The 17,714-nt window shown below is 65.7% G+C and carries 14 protein-coding genes; 9 read left to right on the top strand and 5 right to left on the bottom strand.

The genetic code is table 11. The features are described 5' to 3' along the window. Nucleotides 1-1,319, top strand: a 1,319-nt coding sequence (locus AC1DKQ_RS20715) for an HNH endonuclease (RefSeq protein WP_476920048.1), incomplete at its 5' end; no start/stop codon positions are given. Between the two features lie 12 nt (nt 1,320-1,331). Here the strand turns inward: AC1DKQ_RS20715 and AC1DKQ_RS20710 are convergent. The 3 genes from AC1DKQ_RS20710 to AC1DKQ_RS20700 all read right to left on the bottom strand — a co-directional run bounded on the left by AC1DKQ_RS20710 (nt 1,332) and on the right by AC1DKQ_RS20700 (nt 7,048). Then, nucleotides 1,332-1,760: a nuclear transport factor 2 family protein gene (locus AC1DKQ_RS20710; protein ID WP_476886144.1), complete on the bottom strand. Its 429-nt coding sequence runs from the start codon at nt 1,758-1,760 to the stop codon at nt 1,332-1,334. A gap of 353 nt (nt 1,761-2,113) precedes the next feature. After that, nucleotides 2,114-5,587, bottom strand: coding sequence for an Ig-like domain-containing protein (locus tag AC1DKQ_RS20705; protein ID WP_476920047.1), 3,474 nt, complete (start codon nt 5,585-5,587; stop codon nt 2,114-2,116). 639 nt (nt 5,588-6,226) lie between these two features. Beyond that, nucleotides 6,227-7,048 (bottom strand): nuclease-related domain-containing protein, encoded by an 822-nt coding sequence (locus tag AC1DKQ_RS20700; RefSeq protein ID WP_476886146.1) that lies wholly within the window; start codon nt 7,046-7,048, stop codon nt 6,227-6,229. Nucleotides 7,049-7,162: 114 nt separating this feature from the next. On the opposite strand from AC1DKQ_RS20700, the gene AC1DKQ_RS20695 reads away from it, so the two are divergent. Both AC1DKQ_RS20695 and AC1DKQ_RS20690 read left to right on the top strand, forming a co-directional pair. Beyond that, nucleotides 7,163-7,858 (top strand): maleylpyruvate isomerase family mycothiol-dependent enzyme, encoded by a 696-nt coding sequence (locus tag AC1DKQ_RS20695; RefSeq protein WP_476886147.1) that lies wholly within the window; start codon nt 7,163-7,165, stop codon nt 7,856-7,858. Nucleotides 7,859-7,963: 105 nt separating this feature from the next. Then, the gene (locus AC1DKQ_RS20690; RefSeq protein WP_476886148.1) at nt 7,964-8,989 is read left to right on the top strand and encodes a Gfo/Idh/MocA family protein; all 1,026 of its coding nucleotides are present in this window, start codon (nt 7,964-7,966) and stop codon (nt 8,987-8,989) included. A 49-nt stretch (nt 8,990-9,038) separates the two neighbouring features. Here the strand turns inward: AC1DKQ_RS20690 and AC1DKQ_RS20685 are convergent, their stop codons facing one another. Further along, entirely contained in the window at nt 9,039-10,157 is a 1,119-nt protein-coding gene (locus tag AC1DKQ_RS20685; protein WP_476886149.1) for an aminotransferase class V-fold PLP-dependent enzyme, read from the bottom strand. 13 nt (nt 10,158-10,170) lie between these two features. Beyond that, a complete protein-coding gene (locus AC1DKQ_RS20680) occupies nt 10,171-10,686 on the bottom strand; it encodes a mycothiol transferase (protein ID WP_476886150.1) in 516 nt (171 codons plus the stop codon). 213 nt (nt 10,687-10,899) lie between these two features. Here AC1DKQ_RS20680 and nicT point away from each other — a divergent pair, with 213 nt between their 5' ends. From nicT to AC1DKQ_RS20650, 6 genes are all read left to right on the top strand, one after another. Next, on the top strand, nt 10,900-12,009 hold the full coding sequence (gene nicT, locus AC1DKQ_RS20675) for a Nickel transporter NicT (protein ID WP_476920046.1): 1,110 nt from the start codon (nt 10,900-10,902) through the stop codon (nt 12,007-12,009). A gap of 295 nt (nt 12,010-12,304) precedes the next feature. Then, nucleotides 12,305-13,285, top strand: coding sequence for a methionine ABC transporter ATP-binding protein (locus AC1DKQ_RS20670; RefSeq protein ID WP_476920045.1), 981 nt, complete (start codon nt 12,305-12,307; stop codon nt 13,283-13,285). After that, the gene (locus AC1DKQ_RS20665; RefSeq protein WP_476920044.1) at nt 13,282-13,983 is read left to right on the top strand and encodes a methionine ABC transporter permease; all 702 of its coding nucleotides are present in this window, start codon (nt 13,282-13,284) and stop codon (nt 13,981-13,983) included. Before AC1DKQ_RS20670 ends, AC1DKQ_RS20665 begins: the two co-directional genes overlap by 4 nt. A 102-nt stretch (nt 13,984-14,085) precedes the next feature. Next, a complete protein-coding gene (locus tag AC1DKQ_RS20660; protein WP_476920043.1) occupies nt 14,086-14,895 on the top strand; it encodes a MetQ/NlpA family ABC transporter substrate-binding protein in 810 nt (269 codons plus the stop codon). Nucleotides 14,896-14,979: 84 nt separating this feature from the next. Beyond that, a complete protein-coding gene (locus tag AC1DKQ_RS20655) occupies nt 14,980-15,486 on the top strand; it encodes an LURP-one-related/scramblase family protein (RefSeq protein ID WP_476920042.1) in 507 nt (168 codons plus the stop codon). 14 nt (nt 15,487-15,500) lie between these two features. Beyond that, entirely contained in the window at nt 15,501-17,702 is a 2,202-nt protein-coding gene (locus AC1DKQ_RS20650) for a transglycosylase domain-containing protein (RefSeq protein ID WP_476920041.1), read from the top strand. Nucleotides 17,703-17,714: the final 12 nt, after the last annotated feature.

Here is a 17,714-nt window from a genome sequence, read left to right as displayed (position 1 = left end):
CCCTCGCCGCGCTCGAATCCGGGCAGCTGAACGAATGGCGCGCCACCCTGCTCGTGCGCGAAACCGCGTGCCTGACCGCCGCGGACCGGTCCGCCGTCGACGAACACCTCGCACCCGACACCGGGACCCTCGCCGGGGCCGGTGACCGGCGGCTGGTGGCCACCGCCCGGGCCGCCGCGTACCGGCTGGACCCGCGCACCGTCACCGACCGCGCCGCGCACGCCATGTCCGAGCGGTATGTCAGCCTCCGCCCGGCCCCGGACACCATGTGCTACCTCACCGCCCTGCTCCCGGTCACCGCCGGCGTCGGGATCTACACCGCCCTGAGCCGGCACGCCGACACCCTCCGGGCCGCCGGGGACCCCCGTTCCCGCGGCCAGGCCATGGCCGACACCCTCGTCGAGCGCTGCACCGGCACGCCGGGCGGGATCACCGGGGTCGAAATCCAGGTCGTCATGACCGACCGCACCCTCTTCCAGGCCGACAGTGAACCGGCTCGGATCCCCGGCTACGGCACCGTCCCCGCCGGCTGGGCCCGCACCCTCATCAACGCCACCAACGCCACCAACGCCAAGGACGGCACAGCCGGCATCAGTTCATCCGGACAAAACGGCCCACAGGAATCCGGCGAGTCAACCACCGGTCCCCCCGAACCAGGCGGCACAGCCGGCGGACCCCCGGGACCCGGCCGCCCCAAGAGACCCAGTGACGCATCCGGTGCCGACGCCGACGCCGACGCCGACGCCGACGCCGACGCCGACGCCGACGCGAACGCTTTCACCGTCTGGCTCCGACGGCTCTACACCCACCCGCGCACCGGCGAGCTCGTCGCCATGGACTCCCGGGCCCGGATCTTCCCGCACCGGCTCCGCCGCCTCATCCAGACCCGGGACGACACCTGCCGCACGCCCTACTGCGACGCCCCGATCCGGCACCTGGACCACATCATCCCCTGGCACCACGGCGGCCCCACCACCCAGACCAACGGCGCCGGCCTCTGCGAAGCCTGCAACCACACCAAAGACACCCCCGGCTGGCGAGCCCGTCCCGTAAACCCCGCGCACCCACAACTCGCGGACTCTGGACCCCGACCAGCACCCGGTCCAGCAGCCGGGCCCGGGCGCAGCAGTAACAGGCACACCATCGAACTCACCACCCCCACCGGCCACACCTACCACTCCACCGCACCACCCCTCCCGGGGACACCGCTCGGCTCAACAGCCACAGACCAGCCGGGCTCCCGGCAACGGCGCCAACGCCAACTCCGGTACCAAGCCAAAATGCGTCGACGCGCGCCCAGCCTTCCTCCGGCCGCCTAAACCCCAAGCAACTCAGTCCGCTGCGCCCGGGGACTGCTCCGGTAGGTGGCCCGTCAGTGTCTGAACGGCCTCTGCGATGCCCACGTCCTGCCGTTCAAGCTCTTCCATGAACAGCGTTCCGCCCGTTATGAGGCCGTCCTCCACCTCGAAGATGGTCACGCCGCGCATGTCGAAGGGCTGCCCGTCGGTGCGGGTGCCGCCCCAGGACCATTCGCTCCACGCGGTGTTACCGTCATCCACGGAGCGAAGCATTTCTGCGTGAAAATCGGGAATGCCAGCGAATATCGCCGCCCAGTTGGCGTGCATCTGCGCCCGCCCCACAAATGCCCTGGCCGGGTGGGCCGGTTGCACGCTGTTGTACGACTCATGAAACAACGCGGCGGCTGCCTCAAGGTCGTGGTCATTGAATGCAGCAAGCAGGCGTTGGATAACTTGGCTCATCAGATCACTCCTCGGCGCGGCGGAGCTTGTGCGCGATCTCATGCACCGGCGCGATGATGAATCGCAATGCTGGCGGAAATCCGCCTGCTTCCATCATCAGCCCTCGCCGCACTCGCCCGCTACCATGCCGATCAAGTCCAGGAACCCACCAGACCAATGAGGTCCAGCGCAATCAAGTCCAGGAACCCACCAGACCAATGAGGTCCAGCGCGATCAAGTCCAGGAACCCACCAGACCAATGAGGTCCAGCACAATCAAGTCCAGGATCCCACCAGACCGATGAGGTCCAGCGCAACCGAGTCGAAACGCCACTGGGGTCCGGGAGCTCCGGACCCCAGCGGCGTCGGCAAACGCTATCCGGTGACCTGCCTGGTGGTCGAGTTATAGGTCAAGCGGCCACCCTGGAAGTCCGATGCCCGGCCCACGGAAACCGAGTACTCGTCCCGGGCCGGATAGCCCAGGCGGCTTCTCTCCCAGCCAAGCGCTATCCACCTGGACCGGATCGCACCGGCGATCCAGTGCGCCCCCGTCTTCGGCGACCAGTAGATCGAGTGCCCAACCGCGCCCGAGAAGTGGTTGTACCGCCCCACCCCGTCCGGCGGGGTCATCTCGTCGGTGGTCGGATAGCCCAGCGGTCCCGTTTCCCAGCCCAGGGAACCCCAGCTGGTCCGGATCGCACCGGCGATCCAGTGCGCCCCCGTCTTCGGCGACCAGTAGATCGAGTGCCCGACCGCACCCGAGAAGTGGTTGAACTTCCCTATCTTGTCCGGCGAGGACTTCTCGTCGGTGGTCGGATAGCCCAGCGGTCCCGTCTCCCAGCCCAGGGACCCCCACTTGGTCCGGATCGCACCGCTGATCCAGTGCGCCCCCGTCTTCGGCGACCAGTAGATCGAGTGCCCAACCACACCCGAGAAATGGTTGAACTTCCCTATCCCGTCCGGCGAGCCCTTCGTGTCGGTGGTCGGATAGCCCAGCGGTCCTGCCTCCCAGCCTAGCGACGCCCACTTGGTACGGATTTCGCCTTGGATATCGTGCGCCCCGGTCGTCGGCGTCCAATAAATTGAGGACCCACCCGAACCGGAGAAATGGACGTACCGCCCCACCCCATCCTTGGTAGCCTTCTCGTCGGTGGTCGGGAAGCCGAGCGCACCGGCGGCACCGCCGGCGGCCTTATAATGGCCGTAGATCGCGCCCAGGAGCGCATGCGCCCCGGTAGTCGGTGACCAGCAGATCACCCCCCTGACATAGTCCTGGCACTTCCCGCCTGCCACGTCATACTCCAAGGCCAGCGACCGGCCGAGTTTCGACCGCGGGTCGCCGGCGCCAACCTTCCACGCGTAGGCAGCTATCGGGTCGTCCGTGCCCTTCCCCGTGAGCATTGTCTTGAGCGCGCCCTGGCCGTCGTCAGCAGTGATCAGGTAGAAAGTGTCGAGCGTTCCGGCCTGACCCACTTTCGTCGGAGTAAACGTCACGGACTGATAGGCAGACTCGCCTGCGGGTATCTTCAACCCCTCGGCGATGGGACTGTCTGTGGAGAAGACCCCCTGCGGCGCCTTCGCCTTGGTGATGGTCATGGGGACGTTTCCGGTGTTCGTGATCTGGAAGGCCCGGGTCACTGAGGTCCCAACGGGGACATCACCAAAGTCCAGCGCGCCCGGCATTTGCAGGTGCGCCGCGCCGGAGACGGCGGTCGCGGCCACCTTTACGGTCACGCTCCCGCGGTCACTGGCGACGACGAGAGAATCGGTGACCGGACCCGCCGACGTCGGACTGAACAAAATGGACACGGCAAGCGACGCCAGTGGCTGGACCGTCCGCCCCACGACCGGCACCGTGGCGGGGTCGACGCTGAGTTGTGCGTTAGCCGGCAAGGTAACTCCAGTGATCTTGGCGACGGTGGTGCCCGTGTTGACGATATTTACCGTTCCCCGGCTGACCGTTTTTGTTGGCACGTCGGTGAACTGCACCACCGCCGGCGTCGCGCCCAGCCCGTCCTTGGTACCGACACCGTGGACGCCGAGAAGGTTGGTCTCGCCGTCGGCCGTTTTGACCGTGAGCGTGCCGTCTGCCTGGCCCGGAACCGCTGGCGAGAACGTCACGGGGAGCGTCATGCTGCCGCCTTTCGCCAGCGCCCGAGGCAACGTCAGCGTCGCTCCAAGATCGAACGGGGCACTGGCCGTGACGGTGTTGACCGTCACCGCCCGCGACGCCGTGATCGTCACGGTCCCCGTGCGAGTAGAACCCACTGGGGCTGCGCCCAGGTCGGTGTTCGTTGCCCCTACCGCTGAGGTCGTCGGGGCGCCGAAGCCTATGACCTGCCCGTCCCTGGTGCCGACGTATACCCGGCCCCGGTCGGTGGCCACCGAGGAGAACTTGGCCCCGGTACCCAATGGGGCGCTAAACACCTCCTTGAGGTTCCCTGTGTTGTCCGGTAGTGCACGGTAAGCGCGCAGTTCCGCACCCGCCCCCGTACCTCCGCTGACGTAGACCACCCAAACCAAGGCCGAGGACCCGTCCATACCGGAGGACGTCACCACCGGCGTACCCGAGCTGAATCCGAACGTGCCGGTGGACGTCCCGACGGCGGCGAGGCTGACCCCTCCCGCAGCGCCCGGCACGAGCTTGAACGCGCGAAGGAACCCGTTGCTCTCGACGACGTAGACGTATCCACCGGTGCTGGTCCCGAGAAACGCCGGCTTCCCCCACACTCCGTTGTATGGACCGGCTTTGTCCAGGACGGCGTCGGTCCCGCCCGGCCCCTGCGCCATGCCGCCCAGGTTGTCCCGGTCCAGCAGATACATGGTGCCGTCCTTGCCGATTTGGGCCAGCAGGTGCGGGTGTGCAGCGGTGCCGTAGCCGTCCGGGATCGCCACGGGCGCCCCGGCTCCCAGATCGGCGTCGTTGAGGTTCAACTTCGCGTTGTTGGCTGGGCTGAAGAAATCGGTGGGGGCCAGCTTGCCGTCACTGCCGACCCGGAGCCGGACCACCGCCTCTGCCAGGGTAGAGGGCGGCTTCGTTCCCGGACCTGGTTTGGGGGAAATGCCGTTCCCCGTGGTGAGCAGGATCTGACCGGGACCATCGGACACCAGTCCTCCGCCGGATTGCCAGATACCTCCCTCCGCGTTGGCGTTGCCCGATTCGGTCGCCCACATCGTCGTCTGCCGGCCGGCGGTCGATACGCCGACGACGTAGCCGACGAACGGCGCGTAGTCGCAGTGGCTGGCAAATCCTGCATATACGACCCCGTTCAGAAGCAGCAACCCGGGACGCTGCATCGCTGTCATCGGGTTGAACGGCCGGGTGGGGTCATTTGTCGGCGCGCCCTGGATGACGACGGGGAACCCGGGCTTCTCCGCACCGGTCACCACGTCCAGGGCATGCATGTACCAGTGCGGGAGCTTGGCATTTGCGCCGTCATTCGTCTTTGCAAGCAGGTAGACGCTCTTCGTCACCGGGTCGTAGACGGGAGTGGACGTGACTCCGATGTTGGGTGTGAGGTCGCCGCAACCCACCGTCGACGCCGGCCACGCTGGCCCGAGTTTGCGAGTCCACTTTGCAGCGCCGGTGGCGCTGTCCAGCCCGTAGACCGCGTTGTTTTCCGTCGCGGCAATCACGGTACTGCCGACCACGAGCGGTTGGGCGTACACCTGTCCATCCACTTTCGCGGAGAATAGCCTGCCGAAGTTAGAGGAGGCGACCGCCGATGGCGAGAGCCCGGGCTCGTCCTTGTCCCAACCAGACCGCAGCGAATCGTAGGCGATGGTCCCCACGTCCGCGACGGCGGGCCCGCTCAGTACCAGCCCGGCAAATGCGAGCGATGCTGACAACAGGGACGCCCAGGCACCCCGGGACCACGGGCGTTGCCGGGACCACGTTGCGCGAATTGGGGCCGCTCGATGCTTTGGGCGCTGCGGCGGCCCTCCCCTTCGTCCACCGCGTTGACGGCCGCTTAAATGCCCGGACGACACCCAAATATCTGTCTGATCACCCATGGTTGAGACCCGTTTCTGACCACTACATTGACTTTATTAACCCAGTACTTCGGAGCCTAAAAGCGGGGGCTTGGGGAGCGCGCGAGTGGATGCTACTCGACTTCTCGAGGGCGATTCGGGTTTTCTTCAGGTGGCTACTTGGCGGCTACTTGGGTTTTGCAATTAGCTACCTGCTTCGCCGGAAATGTCGGGCCGAGGCGCACTTCGTTCTGGCGCGGCAGCACATCATTTTCAGGCGCGAGGCAGCGGCCACACCTTGAGCTAGGGGAAGCGCGCAGCCAAGGGAATGCGCGGGTACAGGAAGCGCGCAACTAAGGGGACCGCTCAGCCAAGGGAACGCGCGGGCATGGGGAACTGCCGGGCTGGCAAGGCCGTTCCCCATCGGGATCAGGCGGGCGTGCGGGAACGTCTCAGCGTCCCGGCCCGAGCCTTTTTCGCGACGGCGGCGCGCGCCTTTCGCTGGAGGGGTCTCCCCTACCGGTTCATCACTGCGTGCAGGATTGCCGCACCCAGCGGACCTGCCGTGGCCAACACCAAAAAGCCCGCGGCGGGAACACCAAGCACCCACGCAACCCGGCGCCGTCGTGCCTGATCAACCAACCTCCGGAGGGCGGCGAAGTTCGTCTTGAGCTCATCCGGTTTGCCTGGGAAAGCGGGCTTCGTGTGCCAGGTCCGGGCATTGACGGCAGCGGCAGCGACGCGTTGGACCTCTTCCGCGTCCAGCACAGCTTTGCGCCGCTGCAGAAACCCCAGGACCTGCCGATCGCTCAGCACAATCACCTCGCGCGGCTTCTCCTTGATCGTCAGCCGCTTGGGTTCCACGATCACCACGACCGCCGTGACGTCGACGGCGGCGCCAACTGCGGTGCTGAGCAGTTTCGAGGCCCGGGCGCCCTCGTGCGCGGAGTTATTGAGGTGGCGGAGTTTCTTTCCTGAGACCATCAGGGTTTGCCCTGCTACCCAGATATTTTGGCCCGCATGGTTCTTGGTGTTGAGGGTAAAGACGCCGGCGGGACCGACCAACACATGATCGATGTCCGCCCAGCCGGAGCCCACGGGGACGGCATGCAGTACCAACCATTCGGGTCCGAGCTTTGCCAGGACCCTGCCGACGGCGATCTCGCCCAGCGCACCGCGGTACCAGGGCCAGCTGGCGTCGCTCAACGGACTGGCACCGAACACCCGCCTGAGCAGCGAACGCGGCGGAACGAGCTCCTGGACTGCCAGCAGCTCCTCGATCACGGACTGGGCCGCAAACCGCTCAGTCAACGGCGCCGACGCCGGATATCCGCTCATTGCCGCGACACTCGTGTGGGACGCATGCGACGCAGTTTAGGCGCACAAGCCCGGCCCGCAAGGAGGAGGCCGCGGCGCGCCGGAATCTTTGCTTCGTCGCGTTAGGCTCATCCCATGTCGCCCGATCGATACCTGGCCGAGCTGGCCGGCTTTCTGGACCATCTTGGCACGCTCGCCCGGCAGTCTGAGGACCGGCTTGCCCGTACCGTGCCGGCATGCCCGGACTGGACGCTCGAGCAGCTATTCGGGCATCTCGGATCAATCGAGCGGTGGGCCGCCGCCGTGGTCCGCGGGGGCGCCTTCGTCAATGAACCGGCACCGCCGGCCGAGGGCGCCGCGGCCTGGTTCCTCGAGGGCACGGAACCCTTCCTCGAGACGATGACGGCAGTTGACCCAGAGAAACCGTGTTGGGATTTCGGCCCGCCGCCGCACACCGCCGGGTTCTGGCTTCGGCGCCAGGCCCACGAACACTCCATCCACCTCATCGACGCCTGTCAGGCGCTTGGCTCTGACATCCCCGTCCTGGGGGACGACTTCATGCTCGACGGCGTCGACGAGGTCCTGGCGATGTTCGCGCCGCGCCAGCTGCGACTGGGCCGGATGCCGCCCCCGGACAGGGCCGTGACCTTCCAGGTGCCCGGGGCCGCGGGCTGGACGCTGGGCCCTGGTCCGGCCGTGGCATCGATCTCCGCCCCGGTGCCCGCCATGTACCTGGGCTTGTGGGGCCGGTCCAGCCTGGAGGATGTCGCCCTCATTGAAGGCGATGCCGACGCTGCCCTGCGCGTGCTTCGGGGCCCCCTCACACCGTGAGCCACGGATTCCGGGCTTAGGATACGAACACGTCCTGGGAAGCTGCCGACGCAACTAGAAGCCGCCGGACGCTTTCGTGACCACAGCCCGAAGGGAACCCACCGCATGTCAGATTACGCCGCCCCCGAGTCCGCAGATATTGCCCAACCCGTCCCGAGGTGGGGCATCCTCGGCACGGGGTTCATCGCCGGGCTGCAAACGCCGGACCTGATTGGCGACGGCTCAGTGGTCCAGGCCGTGGGCTCCCGAAACCTGGCGTCGGCTGCGGAGTTCGCGGCCCGGTTTCAGATCCCCTCGTCCCATGGCAGCTACGAGGACCTCGTGGCCGACCCGGACGTGGATATTGTCTACATTTCGACGCCGCACCCGTTCCACCACGAAAATGCGCTGTTGGCCCTGACCGCCGGCAAACACGTGCTGATTGAAAAGCCCTTCGCCATGAACGCCTGGCAGGCCCGGGAGATTGTGGAGCTCGCCGAGTCGAAGGGACTGATCGCCCTGGAGGCCATGTGGACCCGCTATCTTCCGCACATGGTCCGCATCCGTGAACTGATTCGATCCGGCGCCCTGGGCGACGTCCGGACAGTAATCGCGGACCACAACCAAAATCTGCCCAAGGATCCGACGCACCGCCTCAACGACCCCGCACTGGGCGGCGGCGCGCTCCTGGACCTGGGCATTTACCCCGTGTCCTTCGCCTTCGACGTCTTCGGAGCGCCCGCCGGCATCCGGGCAGCAGCCAGCATGACTGAAACCGGTGTTGACCGGCAGACCGCCATGATTTTCGAGTACGGGGACGGGCAGCAGGCCGTGCTGCACTGCGCCCTCGACACCGCGGGTCCGAACCAGGCCTCGATCATCGGCACCGAAGGCCGAATCGAGATCCCGTCAGTCTGGTACGAGCACACAGCCTTCACCCGGTACGACGCCGACGGCAACGTCGTCGAGCGCTTCGAAGAGCCGGTCGCTGGCCGCGGAATGCAATACCAGGCGCGGGAAATGGAGCGGCTCATTGCTGCACGTGCCACTGCAAACGACATCCTGCCACCACGGCAGAGCGTTCAGGTCATGGAGGCCTTGGACGAAATCAGGCGCCAGATCGGCCTTACCTACAGCAGCGACAAGAAGTAGGACGGGCGCCTCACCACCCAGCGCCGTGAGAGGCATGTCCGGTGCCCGCTCAGCCGCGTCCGATCAACTGGGCAACTCGGTCGAGCTCTTCTTCCACGTTGTAGAAATGTACGGCCAGCCGGATCCTGCCCTCGCGGACCGACGCCACCACGTTGGCCTGGCGGAACCGCGCCACCACCGCCTCGGTGTCTCTCACGGCAACGGAGACGATGGTCGAGCGGTGCTGCGCGGTGAAGGGCCGGAAGTCGGAGCCTTCCGCCGCCAGGGCGGCCTGCAGATGAAGCGCGAGCCGGGCGTTGCGTTCGAGCAAGGCATTGATGCCGAACCGGCGGAAGATGCCGAGGGCCGCCTGCTCGGCCAGGGCGGGAAACCACGCCAGCGAGGCATCCAGCTTCGAGGCCGTGGGTGAGAGGTCCATGGCCGGACCGTAGAAGCTTTCGGCCGGATTGCGGGCGGCCTTCCAGCCCGGGCCGATGGGCCGGACGCGGTCCAGCAGCCCGCTCCGGACATAGAGGTAGCCCATGCCCCGGGAGCCGAGCAGGAACTTGTGGCTCGCTGCGGCCAGGAAATCCACGCCGTCGCGCACCACGTCCAGCGGCACCGCGCCCGCCGCCTGGCAGGCGTCGACGAAGAACCAGGCGCCGGAGCGGGCAGCGACCCGGGCGAGCGCGGCCAGGTCGGTCCGGTAACCGTTGGCCGAATGAACGGCGCTTACCGCGATCAGGCGCGTGCCGCCGTCGGCCGCCTGCCCAAACGCCTCGGCCGTCACGCCGTCGCCGCCCGGCGCCACGGCGCGGACCTCGTAGCCGCGCTCCCGGAGCAGGAGCCAGGGATAGTAGTTCGAGACGAATTCGTTCTGTGCGACTACCACGTTCTCTCCGTGCTTGGCGGGTGGCAGGTTGGCGGCCACGATCCCGGCGGCTGAGCTCACGGCCGGAACGATTGCGATCTCCCCGGCCGTGGCGCCGACGATCTCCGCGAACATGGCACGGGCGTCCTCCCCTGCCCGCTCGGCTTCCAACCAGTCGAACCGGCCGGCAGACCAGCGCCCGGCCGCCAGTTCGTAGGCCTCCCTCGCGGGGGCGGAGCCGACATTCATGGTCGCGGTGTTGAGATAGATGGTGTCCTTGAGCCCGGGGAAGAGCTGGCGGATATCGGCGGCGTCCATGTCAGGGACCGTCCTAACCGTGCCCGGGCGCCGGGTTCAGGCCCCTCGCGTAGGCCGCCTGCCCCACGTGCTGGAGGCAATCGGCAATCGTGCTAACCAGCCGTACCCCGAGCGTGACGGGCGGGTCCCAGCGGGTATCGACGATTCGGTCGAAGTCGTTGTCGCCGAGGGTCTTCAGGAATTCCACTGTCTGCCGGTGAACAGCGTCGTAGTACTCGAGCAACAGCTCCGGCGGTGCCTGCACCGCGTCGACCTGTGCGCTCGTATGGCTGTAGCCGGTGTCCCGCTTGGACAGGGGCAGGTCGAAGCGGGCCGCAAACCCCTGCGAGGTCCAGACCTGGTCCAGGCCGGCGGCCGAAGCCAGTTGCACGTCCTCGACCCGGCCGAGGTGCCAGATGAGCCAGGCCATCGAGTTCCCCGTGCCTGCGGGCCGTCGGAGCAACGTGGCATCGTCGACCCCTGCCAGGGCGTCGGCCACCGTCTCATGGATCCGGCCGAAGGCGTCCAGCAGTAGTTCATTGGATTTCATCGAGTCCCCTCGCTGTTCATGATCGGTGCTTGTTCATGATCGAAGTGCTGTTCATGATCGGTGAGCCCCATGCTTGCATGGCAGCCGCAGCCGCGGATAGGGCCGAGCGTTTCGGCCTCTTCGGCGCAAGCGAAGGTAAAGCCTGCGGCAACCCGGCCGGCACAGTCCACGAGGTCTTGGCAGCGGCGACCCCCGCGCCTACCCTTACGAACTATGAGCAACCTGTTGCCTGCAGCGCAGCCGGAGCGACCGACAAGCAGTCGCTGGGAACGCCGGGACAAGTTCCATCTCGCGGGCATCACCGGCTTCGTCATCCTGCTCAATGTGGTCGGCTGGAGCGTGCTGACGCTGGCCGTGGCTCCGCAGAACTTCGCCCTGGGCCGCTCCGGTGTGTACGGGGTGGGGCTGGGCGTTACGGCCTTTCTGTTGGGAGTGCGGCACGCGTTCGACGCCGACCACATCGCCGTCATCGACAACGCCACCCGCAAGCTGGTCGGTGAGGGGCAGACCGCTCTGGGGGTGGGCTTCTGGTTCTCGCTGGGCCACTCGACCGTCGTGTTCGGCGCGGCGCTGCTCCTGGCCCTCGGCGTGAGATCGATGGCCGGCAGCGTGCAGAACGAGGACTCAGCTCTCATACAGACACTGGGGTTGGTGGGAAGCGCCGTCGCTGGGACATTCCTTATCCTGATCGGGCTGGTGAACCTCGTCTCCGTGATTGGCATCGTCCGGGTCTTCCGCGGGATGCGCACCGGCGAACTGAACGAGGCCGAGCTTGAGCATCAGCTTAACAACCGGGGCTTCCTGGCCCGAAGGCTTGGCGGAACAATCCGCAGGATCGCCAAGCCATGGCACGTCTATCCGGTCGGCCTGCTGATGGGCCTGGGATTCGACACCGCGTCCCAGATTGCCTTGCTCCTCCTCGCAGCGGGTTCCGCGGCCTTCTCCCTGCCCTGGTACGCCATCCTGGTCCTACCCGTGCTGTTCGCCGCCGGAATGAGCATCTTCGACACCGCCGATGGCGTGTTCATGTCCCGGGCGTACGGGTGGGCATTCCTCAAGCCGGTCCGCAAGGTGTTCTACAACCTGACAGTCACGGTGCTCTCGGTTGTAGTGGCACTGGTGGTCGGCGTCATCGTGCTGCTCGGGCTCGTGGCGGACAAGCTGGGAATCAATTCAGGGCCGGCGGCCACAATCGGCTCGCTGGAGCTGGAAAACGTCGGATACATCATTGTCGGTCTCTTCGTGGTCATCTGGCTGATCGCGCTCGCCGTCTGGAAATTTGGCCGGATCGAGCAACGCTGGAGCCAATCCGGCACCAGCTGAGGCCCCTGCGGCGCAGAGCGGCCAGCAAAGTGATGAATCCCTCATGACGCGATGGGTGCCGGTGGAGTTCCCGATTCGCCAGGCACTTCCGGACGCGGCGGCCGCTTCCGAGCCGATCCCCTCGGAACGGATGAATTATCTTGGCCCAGGAGCTCGTTTCTAGAGTGAAAATTCGGATTTAGTGCCGCCAGCGCCTTATTGGCAGAATTTAAGGAAAGGGTGCGGACGAAAGTCCGCACCCAATTTTGCGGAAACGCTTCCGTGACGATTCCAGCCACCACAGGGAGCACCATCCATGATTTCCGTCAGCCAGGTCTCAAAGAGCTACGGCTCCGGGCCGACTGCGGTCCGGGCCCTCGACGACGTCGCGCTGTCTGTCGCCCGCGGCGAGATTTTCGGCGTCGTTGGCCAGAGCGGCGCCGGTAAGAGCACGCTGATCCGCACCATCAATTCCCTGGAGCTTCCGGATTCTGGGAGCGTGAAGGTCGATGGCCGCGAGATGACCACACTGTCCGGCGCAGCCCTGCGAGAAGCACGGCACAACATTGGCATGATCTTCCAACACTTCAACCTGCTCAGCAGCAGGACCGTGCAGGCGAATGTGGAACTGTCGTTGGAGATCACAGGCGCCGGGCGCGCAGCCCGGCGCTCCCGGGCTCTCGAGATCCTCGAACTCGTGGGCCTGCACGGCAAGGCCTCCGCCTACCCCGCACAGTTGTCTGGCGGACAGAAGCAGCGCGTCGGCATTGCCCGTGCGCTGGCTTCCAACCCCACAGTACTGCTCAGCGACGAGGCGACCTCAGCACTGGATCCGGAGACGACCCGGCAGATTCTTGATCTCATTCGGAAACTGAGCAGGGACCTTGGGCTGACAGTGCTGCTCATCACGCACGAAATGGATGTCGTGAAGCGGATTTGCGACTCCGCTGCCGTCATGAGCGGGGGACGGATCCTTGAGCAGGGACCCGTGGATCAGCTGCTGACGACAGAAAAATCCCTGCTGGGCCAGGCGCTGTTCCCCATGGGAGAGATCCCGGAGACGCCCAGCGCCATCATTGACATCACCTTTAGCGGCGTCAAAACCGACCGGCCCGTGATCGCCCAGCTGGCGCGCAAGCATGGCATCGACGTCGGAATCCTGGGTGCCGCAGTTGAAACCGTCCGCGGACTCCAGACGGGCCGCACCCGGCTCGAGCTGCCCGGTGATGAGCGGACCGTGGCCGCCGCCGTGGCCGATCTCCGTTCCCAAGGACTCTTCGTGGAGGTAGTCAAGTGATCGACCGTAACGACCCGTACTTTTGGTCGGACCTGCTGGACACGATCCTCAAAGGCGCGGGAGAGACGTTTTACACCGTTGGCCTCAGCCTGCTGTTTACGATTCTTTTCGGCCTGGCCGCCGGAGTCCTGCTCGTGACCACCGAATCCCGTGGCCTGCTGGCGAAGCTCTTCGGCAGCCGGGCGCTCGGGTTCGCTGTCAACCGCGTGCTCGACGTCGTGGTGAACATTGGCAGATCCGTCCCCTTCATCATCCTCATGATCCTGCTCATTCCGTTTACCCGCCTGCTGGTTGGATCCTTCATCGGACCGACCGCGGCGATTGTCCCGCTGACCATCGCCGGCATTCCTTTCTTCGCCCGGCTGGTGGAGATAGGCATCCGCGAAGTGCCTGTGGGACTCATCGAAGCCGCCCAGTCGCTGGGCGCCAGCCGGTGGACCATCCTGACCAAGGTCATGGTTGCCGAGGCAGTCCCGGCCCTGGCGCTCGGGCTGTCCACCACCGTGGTCGGACTCATCGGCTACTCCGCCATGGTGGGCGCGGTAGGCGGCGGCGGCCTCGGGGACGTCGCATTCCGCTACGGCTACCAGCGCTACAGCCCGGAATACATGTTCGGAGTTGTCATCCTCCTGGTCCTGCTGGTGCAGGTCTTCCAGTCCCTGGGCAACTTCGCGGCGCGGCGCCTGTCCCACCGGTAGCCACCGCCCGCACCGCACCGCACCCCCAGCTAAAACAGCAACCCCAGCTAAAACCGCAAACCCCACCCCAATGCCCCATCCCCTTCTGCGAAAGAGTCCCAAATGTTCCGTGCACAAATCCTGAAGGCTGCCTCGACCGGCGCGGCCGCCATCCTCGCCCTCTCCGCCTGCGGCGCGGGTTCCGCCAGCCAAGGCGGGGCCGCCGAGACCATCAAGGTCGGTGCCCTCGCGGTTCCCGCCGGGGACATGTTGAAGCAAGTCCAGCGGGAACTCGCCCCCAAACAGGGCCTCACCGTGGACTACAAGGAGTTCAGCGACTACAACACACCCAACGCGGCTGTGAGCGACGGCGACATCGACGCCAACCTGTTCCAGAACACCACCTTCATGGAGACCTACAACAAGGCTTCCGGCAAGAGCCTCGTCAGCGTGGGCAAGGTGTATCTGCCGCCGATGGCCCTGTACTCCAATGAGGTGGCTAACCTTGCGGCCCTTCCCGACGGCGCCTCGGTCGCCATCCCCAACGACCCCACCAACGAGGCCCGGGCCCTGAAGCTGCTGGCGTCCAAGGGACTGATTGACGTCAGTGAAAACCCGATCACGCTCAAGGACATCAAGGCCAACCCAAAGAACCTCCAGTTCACGGAGATCGAAAACGCCAGCCTGCCGCAGGCCCTCAACGACAAGGACGCGGCAATCGTGACACTGGCATTTGCCCTACCTGCCGGCCTGAGCGCCGACAAGCAGCTGCTGGTCGAGGGCAAGGACAGCGCCTACTACAACGTCCTGGCAGTGAAGGCCGAAATGAAGGATGACCCGCGGGTGCAGAAGCTCTACAAGATCCTGACCTCGCAGGACATGAAGGATTTCATCCAGACCAAATTCAAGGGCCTGGTGATCCCTGCCAGCTGACCGCTTGGCGCCTCCCTGGCCCCTCACCCGGACCATCCGGTTCGGGTGAGGCGCCGGCCTGCGGGACGGGCCTATGGTCAGGGCATGGGACTATTACGCCGCCGCCATGACGAACCCGCAGCCCAGCGGTTTCAGATGCGCGAGAAATTGCTGTCGATTGGCGATGACTTCTGGATCGAAGACGACCAGGGCAGACGCGCCTACAAGGTCAATGGCAAGGCAGTTCGTGTCCGGGACACGTTCGTCTTGGAGGACGCCTCGGGAAACGAGGTGGCGCACATCCAGGAGCGCAAGCTCTCAATCCGGGACAAGGTCTCCATCGAGCGCGGCGGCGACACCGCAGCGACGGTCCACAAGGCGCTGGTCGGGCTCCGCGATCGCTTCGCCATCGATGTGAAAGACGGCGCCGACATGAAGGCGCACGGCAACATCGTCGACCATGAATACGAGATAGAGCGCGACGGCCACACGGTCGCCACGATCTCCAAGAAATGGTTCCGCGTGCGTGAGTCCTACGGCGTCGAAGTCGCTGAAGGCCAGGACGTCCCGCTCATCCTGGCAATCACCGTCGCCATCGACTCCTTGACCTAGCCCGTTCAGCGAACATGGCGCCGAGGAACCGCCCCCGCTCCCTGCTAGCCCCGACCCTGTGGAGGTTGTTCGGGTTCTTGACAGCGAGCGCGGTCTGCGGCGTGCTGGCCGCCAGCCTCTTGGTGCCCACCGTGGCCGCGACCGGTGTCGCCGTCAGCGATTCGATCAAATTGTTCAACGGCCTCCCGTCGGAGCTGACCGTTGATCCGCCGTCGGAGTCGACCAGGGTGCTCAGCGCCGACGGGAAAACGATCGCAACCTTCTTCGCGGAAAACCGCGTGAAGGTCAGGCTCGACCAGATGTCCCCGTACGTCAAGGACGCGATCGTCGCGATCGAGGACCGCCGCTTCTACGAGCACGCCGGCATTGATCCCCAAGGGATTGTCCGGGCGCTGGTGTCCAACCTGACCAGCGGCGGGAGGCAGGGCGCCTCCACACTGACGCAGCAGTACGTCACCAACGTGCTCAATGAATCCCTGGTCTCTGCGGACAGGGGCGATCAGATTGTCCTCAATGGGCAGAAGAGCATGGCCGACAAGATTCGCGAGATGAAGCTCGCCGTCGAATTGGAGAAGAGGTTCACCAAGGACCAGATCCTTGAGGGGTACTTGAACATCGTGTTCTTTGCCCGGGATGCCTACGGCATTGAAGCCGCGGCCCGATATTTCTTCAACACCACGGCCAAGGACCTCACGCTGCCGCAAGCAGCCCTGCTGGCAGGTCTCGTGAACAGCCCCAGCTTCTACAATCCCGCCCTCCATCCGGAAAACGCCGTCCAGCGACGCAACCAGGTGCTCGGCAGAATGCTCAAGGACGGCGCTATCTCGAAGGCGCAACATGATGCCGCCGTCGCCGCCCCGGTGGGCCTGAAGATCACCCCCGGGATGCAGGGATGCGCCGGCGCCGAAATGGCACCGTACTTCTGCGACTACGTTTCCCACCTCATCCTCAACAACCCGGCCTACGGCGCGGGTATTGCCGAGCGTGAGAGGAAGCTGTTCCGCGGCGGCCTGACCATCAGAACCACCCTGGACAGCCGGCTCCAATTGGCCGCGCAGGCGCAGGTGGATGCCACAGCCGGGGCGAACCCGGACAAATGGGGGGCCGCGATGGTCTCGATCGCGCCCGGAACGGGCAAGATCCTGGCGATGGCGCAAAACACCGTCTTTCTCCCGGCGCCCGGAAAATTCGATACGCAGTTGAACTTCAACGTCGATTCCAAGGATGCCAACGGCAACGACCTCAACGGAGCCGGCGGCTTCCAGCCTGGTTCCACCATGAAACCGTTCACGTTCGCCGAATGGCTCAACGAGGGCAAATCCCTGACCGCCATGGTGGACGCCTCCCGGCGGTCCTATCCCCTCGGATTCCGGTGGAGGTCAAGCTGCGGCAGGGTGCTCGGTGCCTACAGCACGGCGCAGAAAGCCCTCGGCGCCGCGGACGACCTGCAGAACAATGACCTGGGATACTACCGCCGCATGCCCGTGAACTACGGGCTGTACAACTCCATCAACACCGCCACCTTCGCCGAGGCCGCCCAGCTGGATTTCTGCGGCATCCAAAAAATGGTGGACGCCGCAGGGATCCACAGCGGCGTGGACAACGCCCAGGTCATCATGCACCAGCTCGGCAACCTGCTCGGCGCCATCGGCGTGGCCCCGCTCCATCTGGCCAATGCCTTTGCCACCTTCGCCAACGACGGCAAATACTGCACGCCCATAGCGATCACGGCAGTAACCGACGCAGCGGGACAGAAGCTGCCGGCCGAGACCAGCGCCTGTCACGGTGCGATCAAGCCCGAGGTCGCCCGCGGTGTCAACTCCGTGCTGCAGGATGTGCTCAAGCGCGGGTCAGGCGTTTACATCAAGCCCAAGGTCCAGGACAAGTTTCCGACCGCTGCCAAGACGGGCACCTCCAATACCAACGGCGCCACCTGGGTAGTGGGCTACACGTCCGGCCTCGCCACGGCCTCCTTCTTCGGCGACACCCTCCACGGCCAGAAGCGGCCCGGTCAGAACATCACCGTCAACGGCAAGTTCTACAAGGCCATCGACGGGTACATGCTCGCCGGCCCGCAGTGGGCGAACTACATGCTGAAGGTAGCCGGTTACTACCCCGCCGCTGCCTTCCCGAAACCGCCGGAGTCCATGACCCGGAAGCAGTCCGTGCCCCGGACACCGTGCTACCCCCGGTTCTATCGTGCGCGGTGTCGTTGACCTTGTCCCAGG

The sequence above is a fragment of the Arthrobacter sp. 05L421 genome (assembly GCF_056397785.1).
Note: the sequence above shows the minus strand (reverse complement) of the source record. Positions and strands in the feature narration are given on the sequence as shown.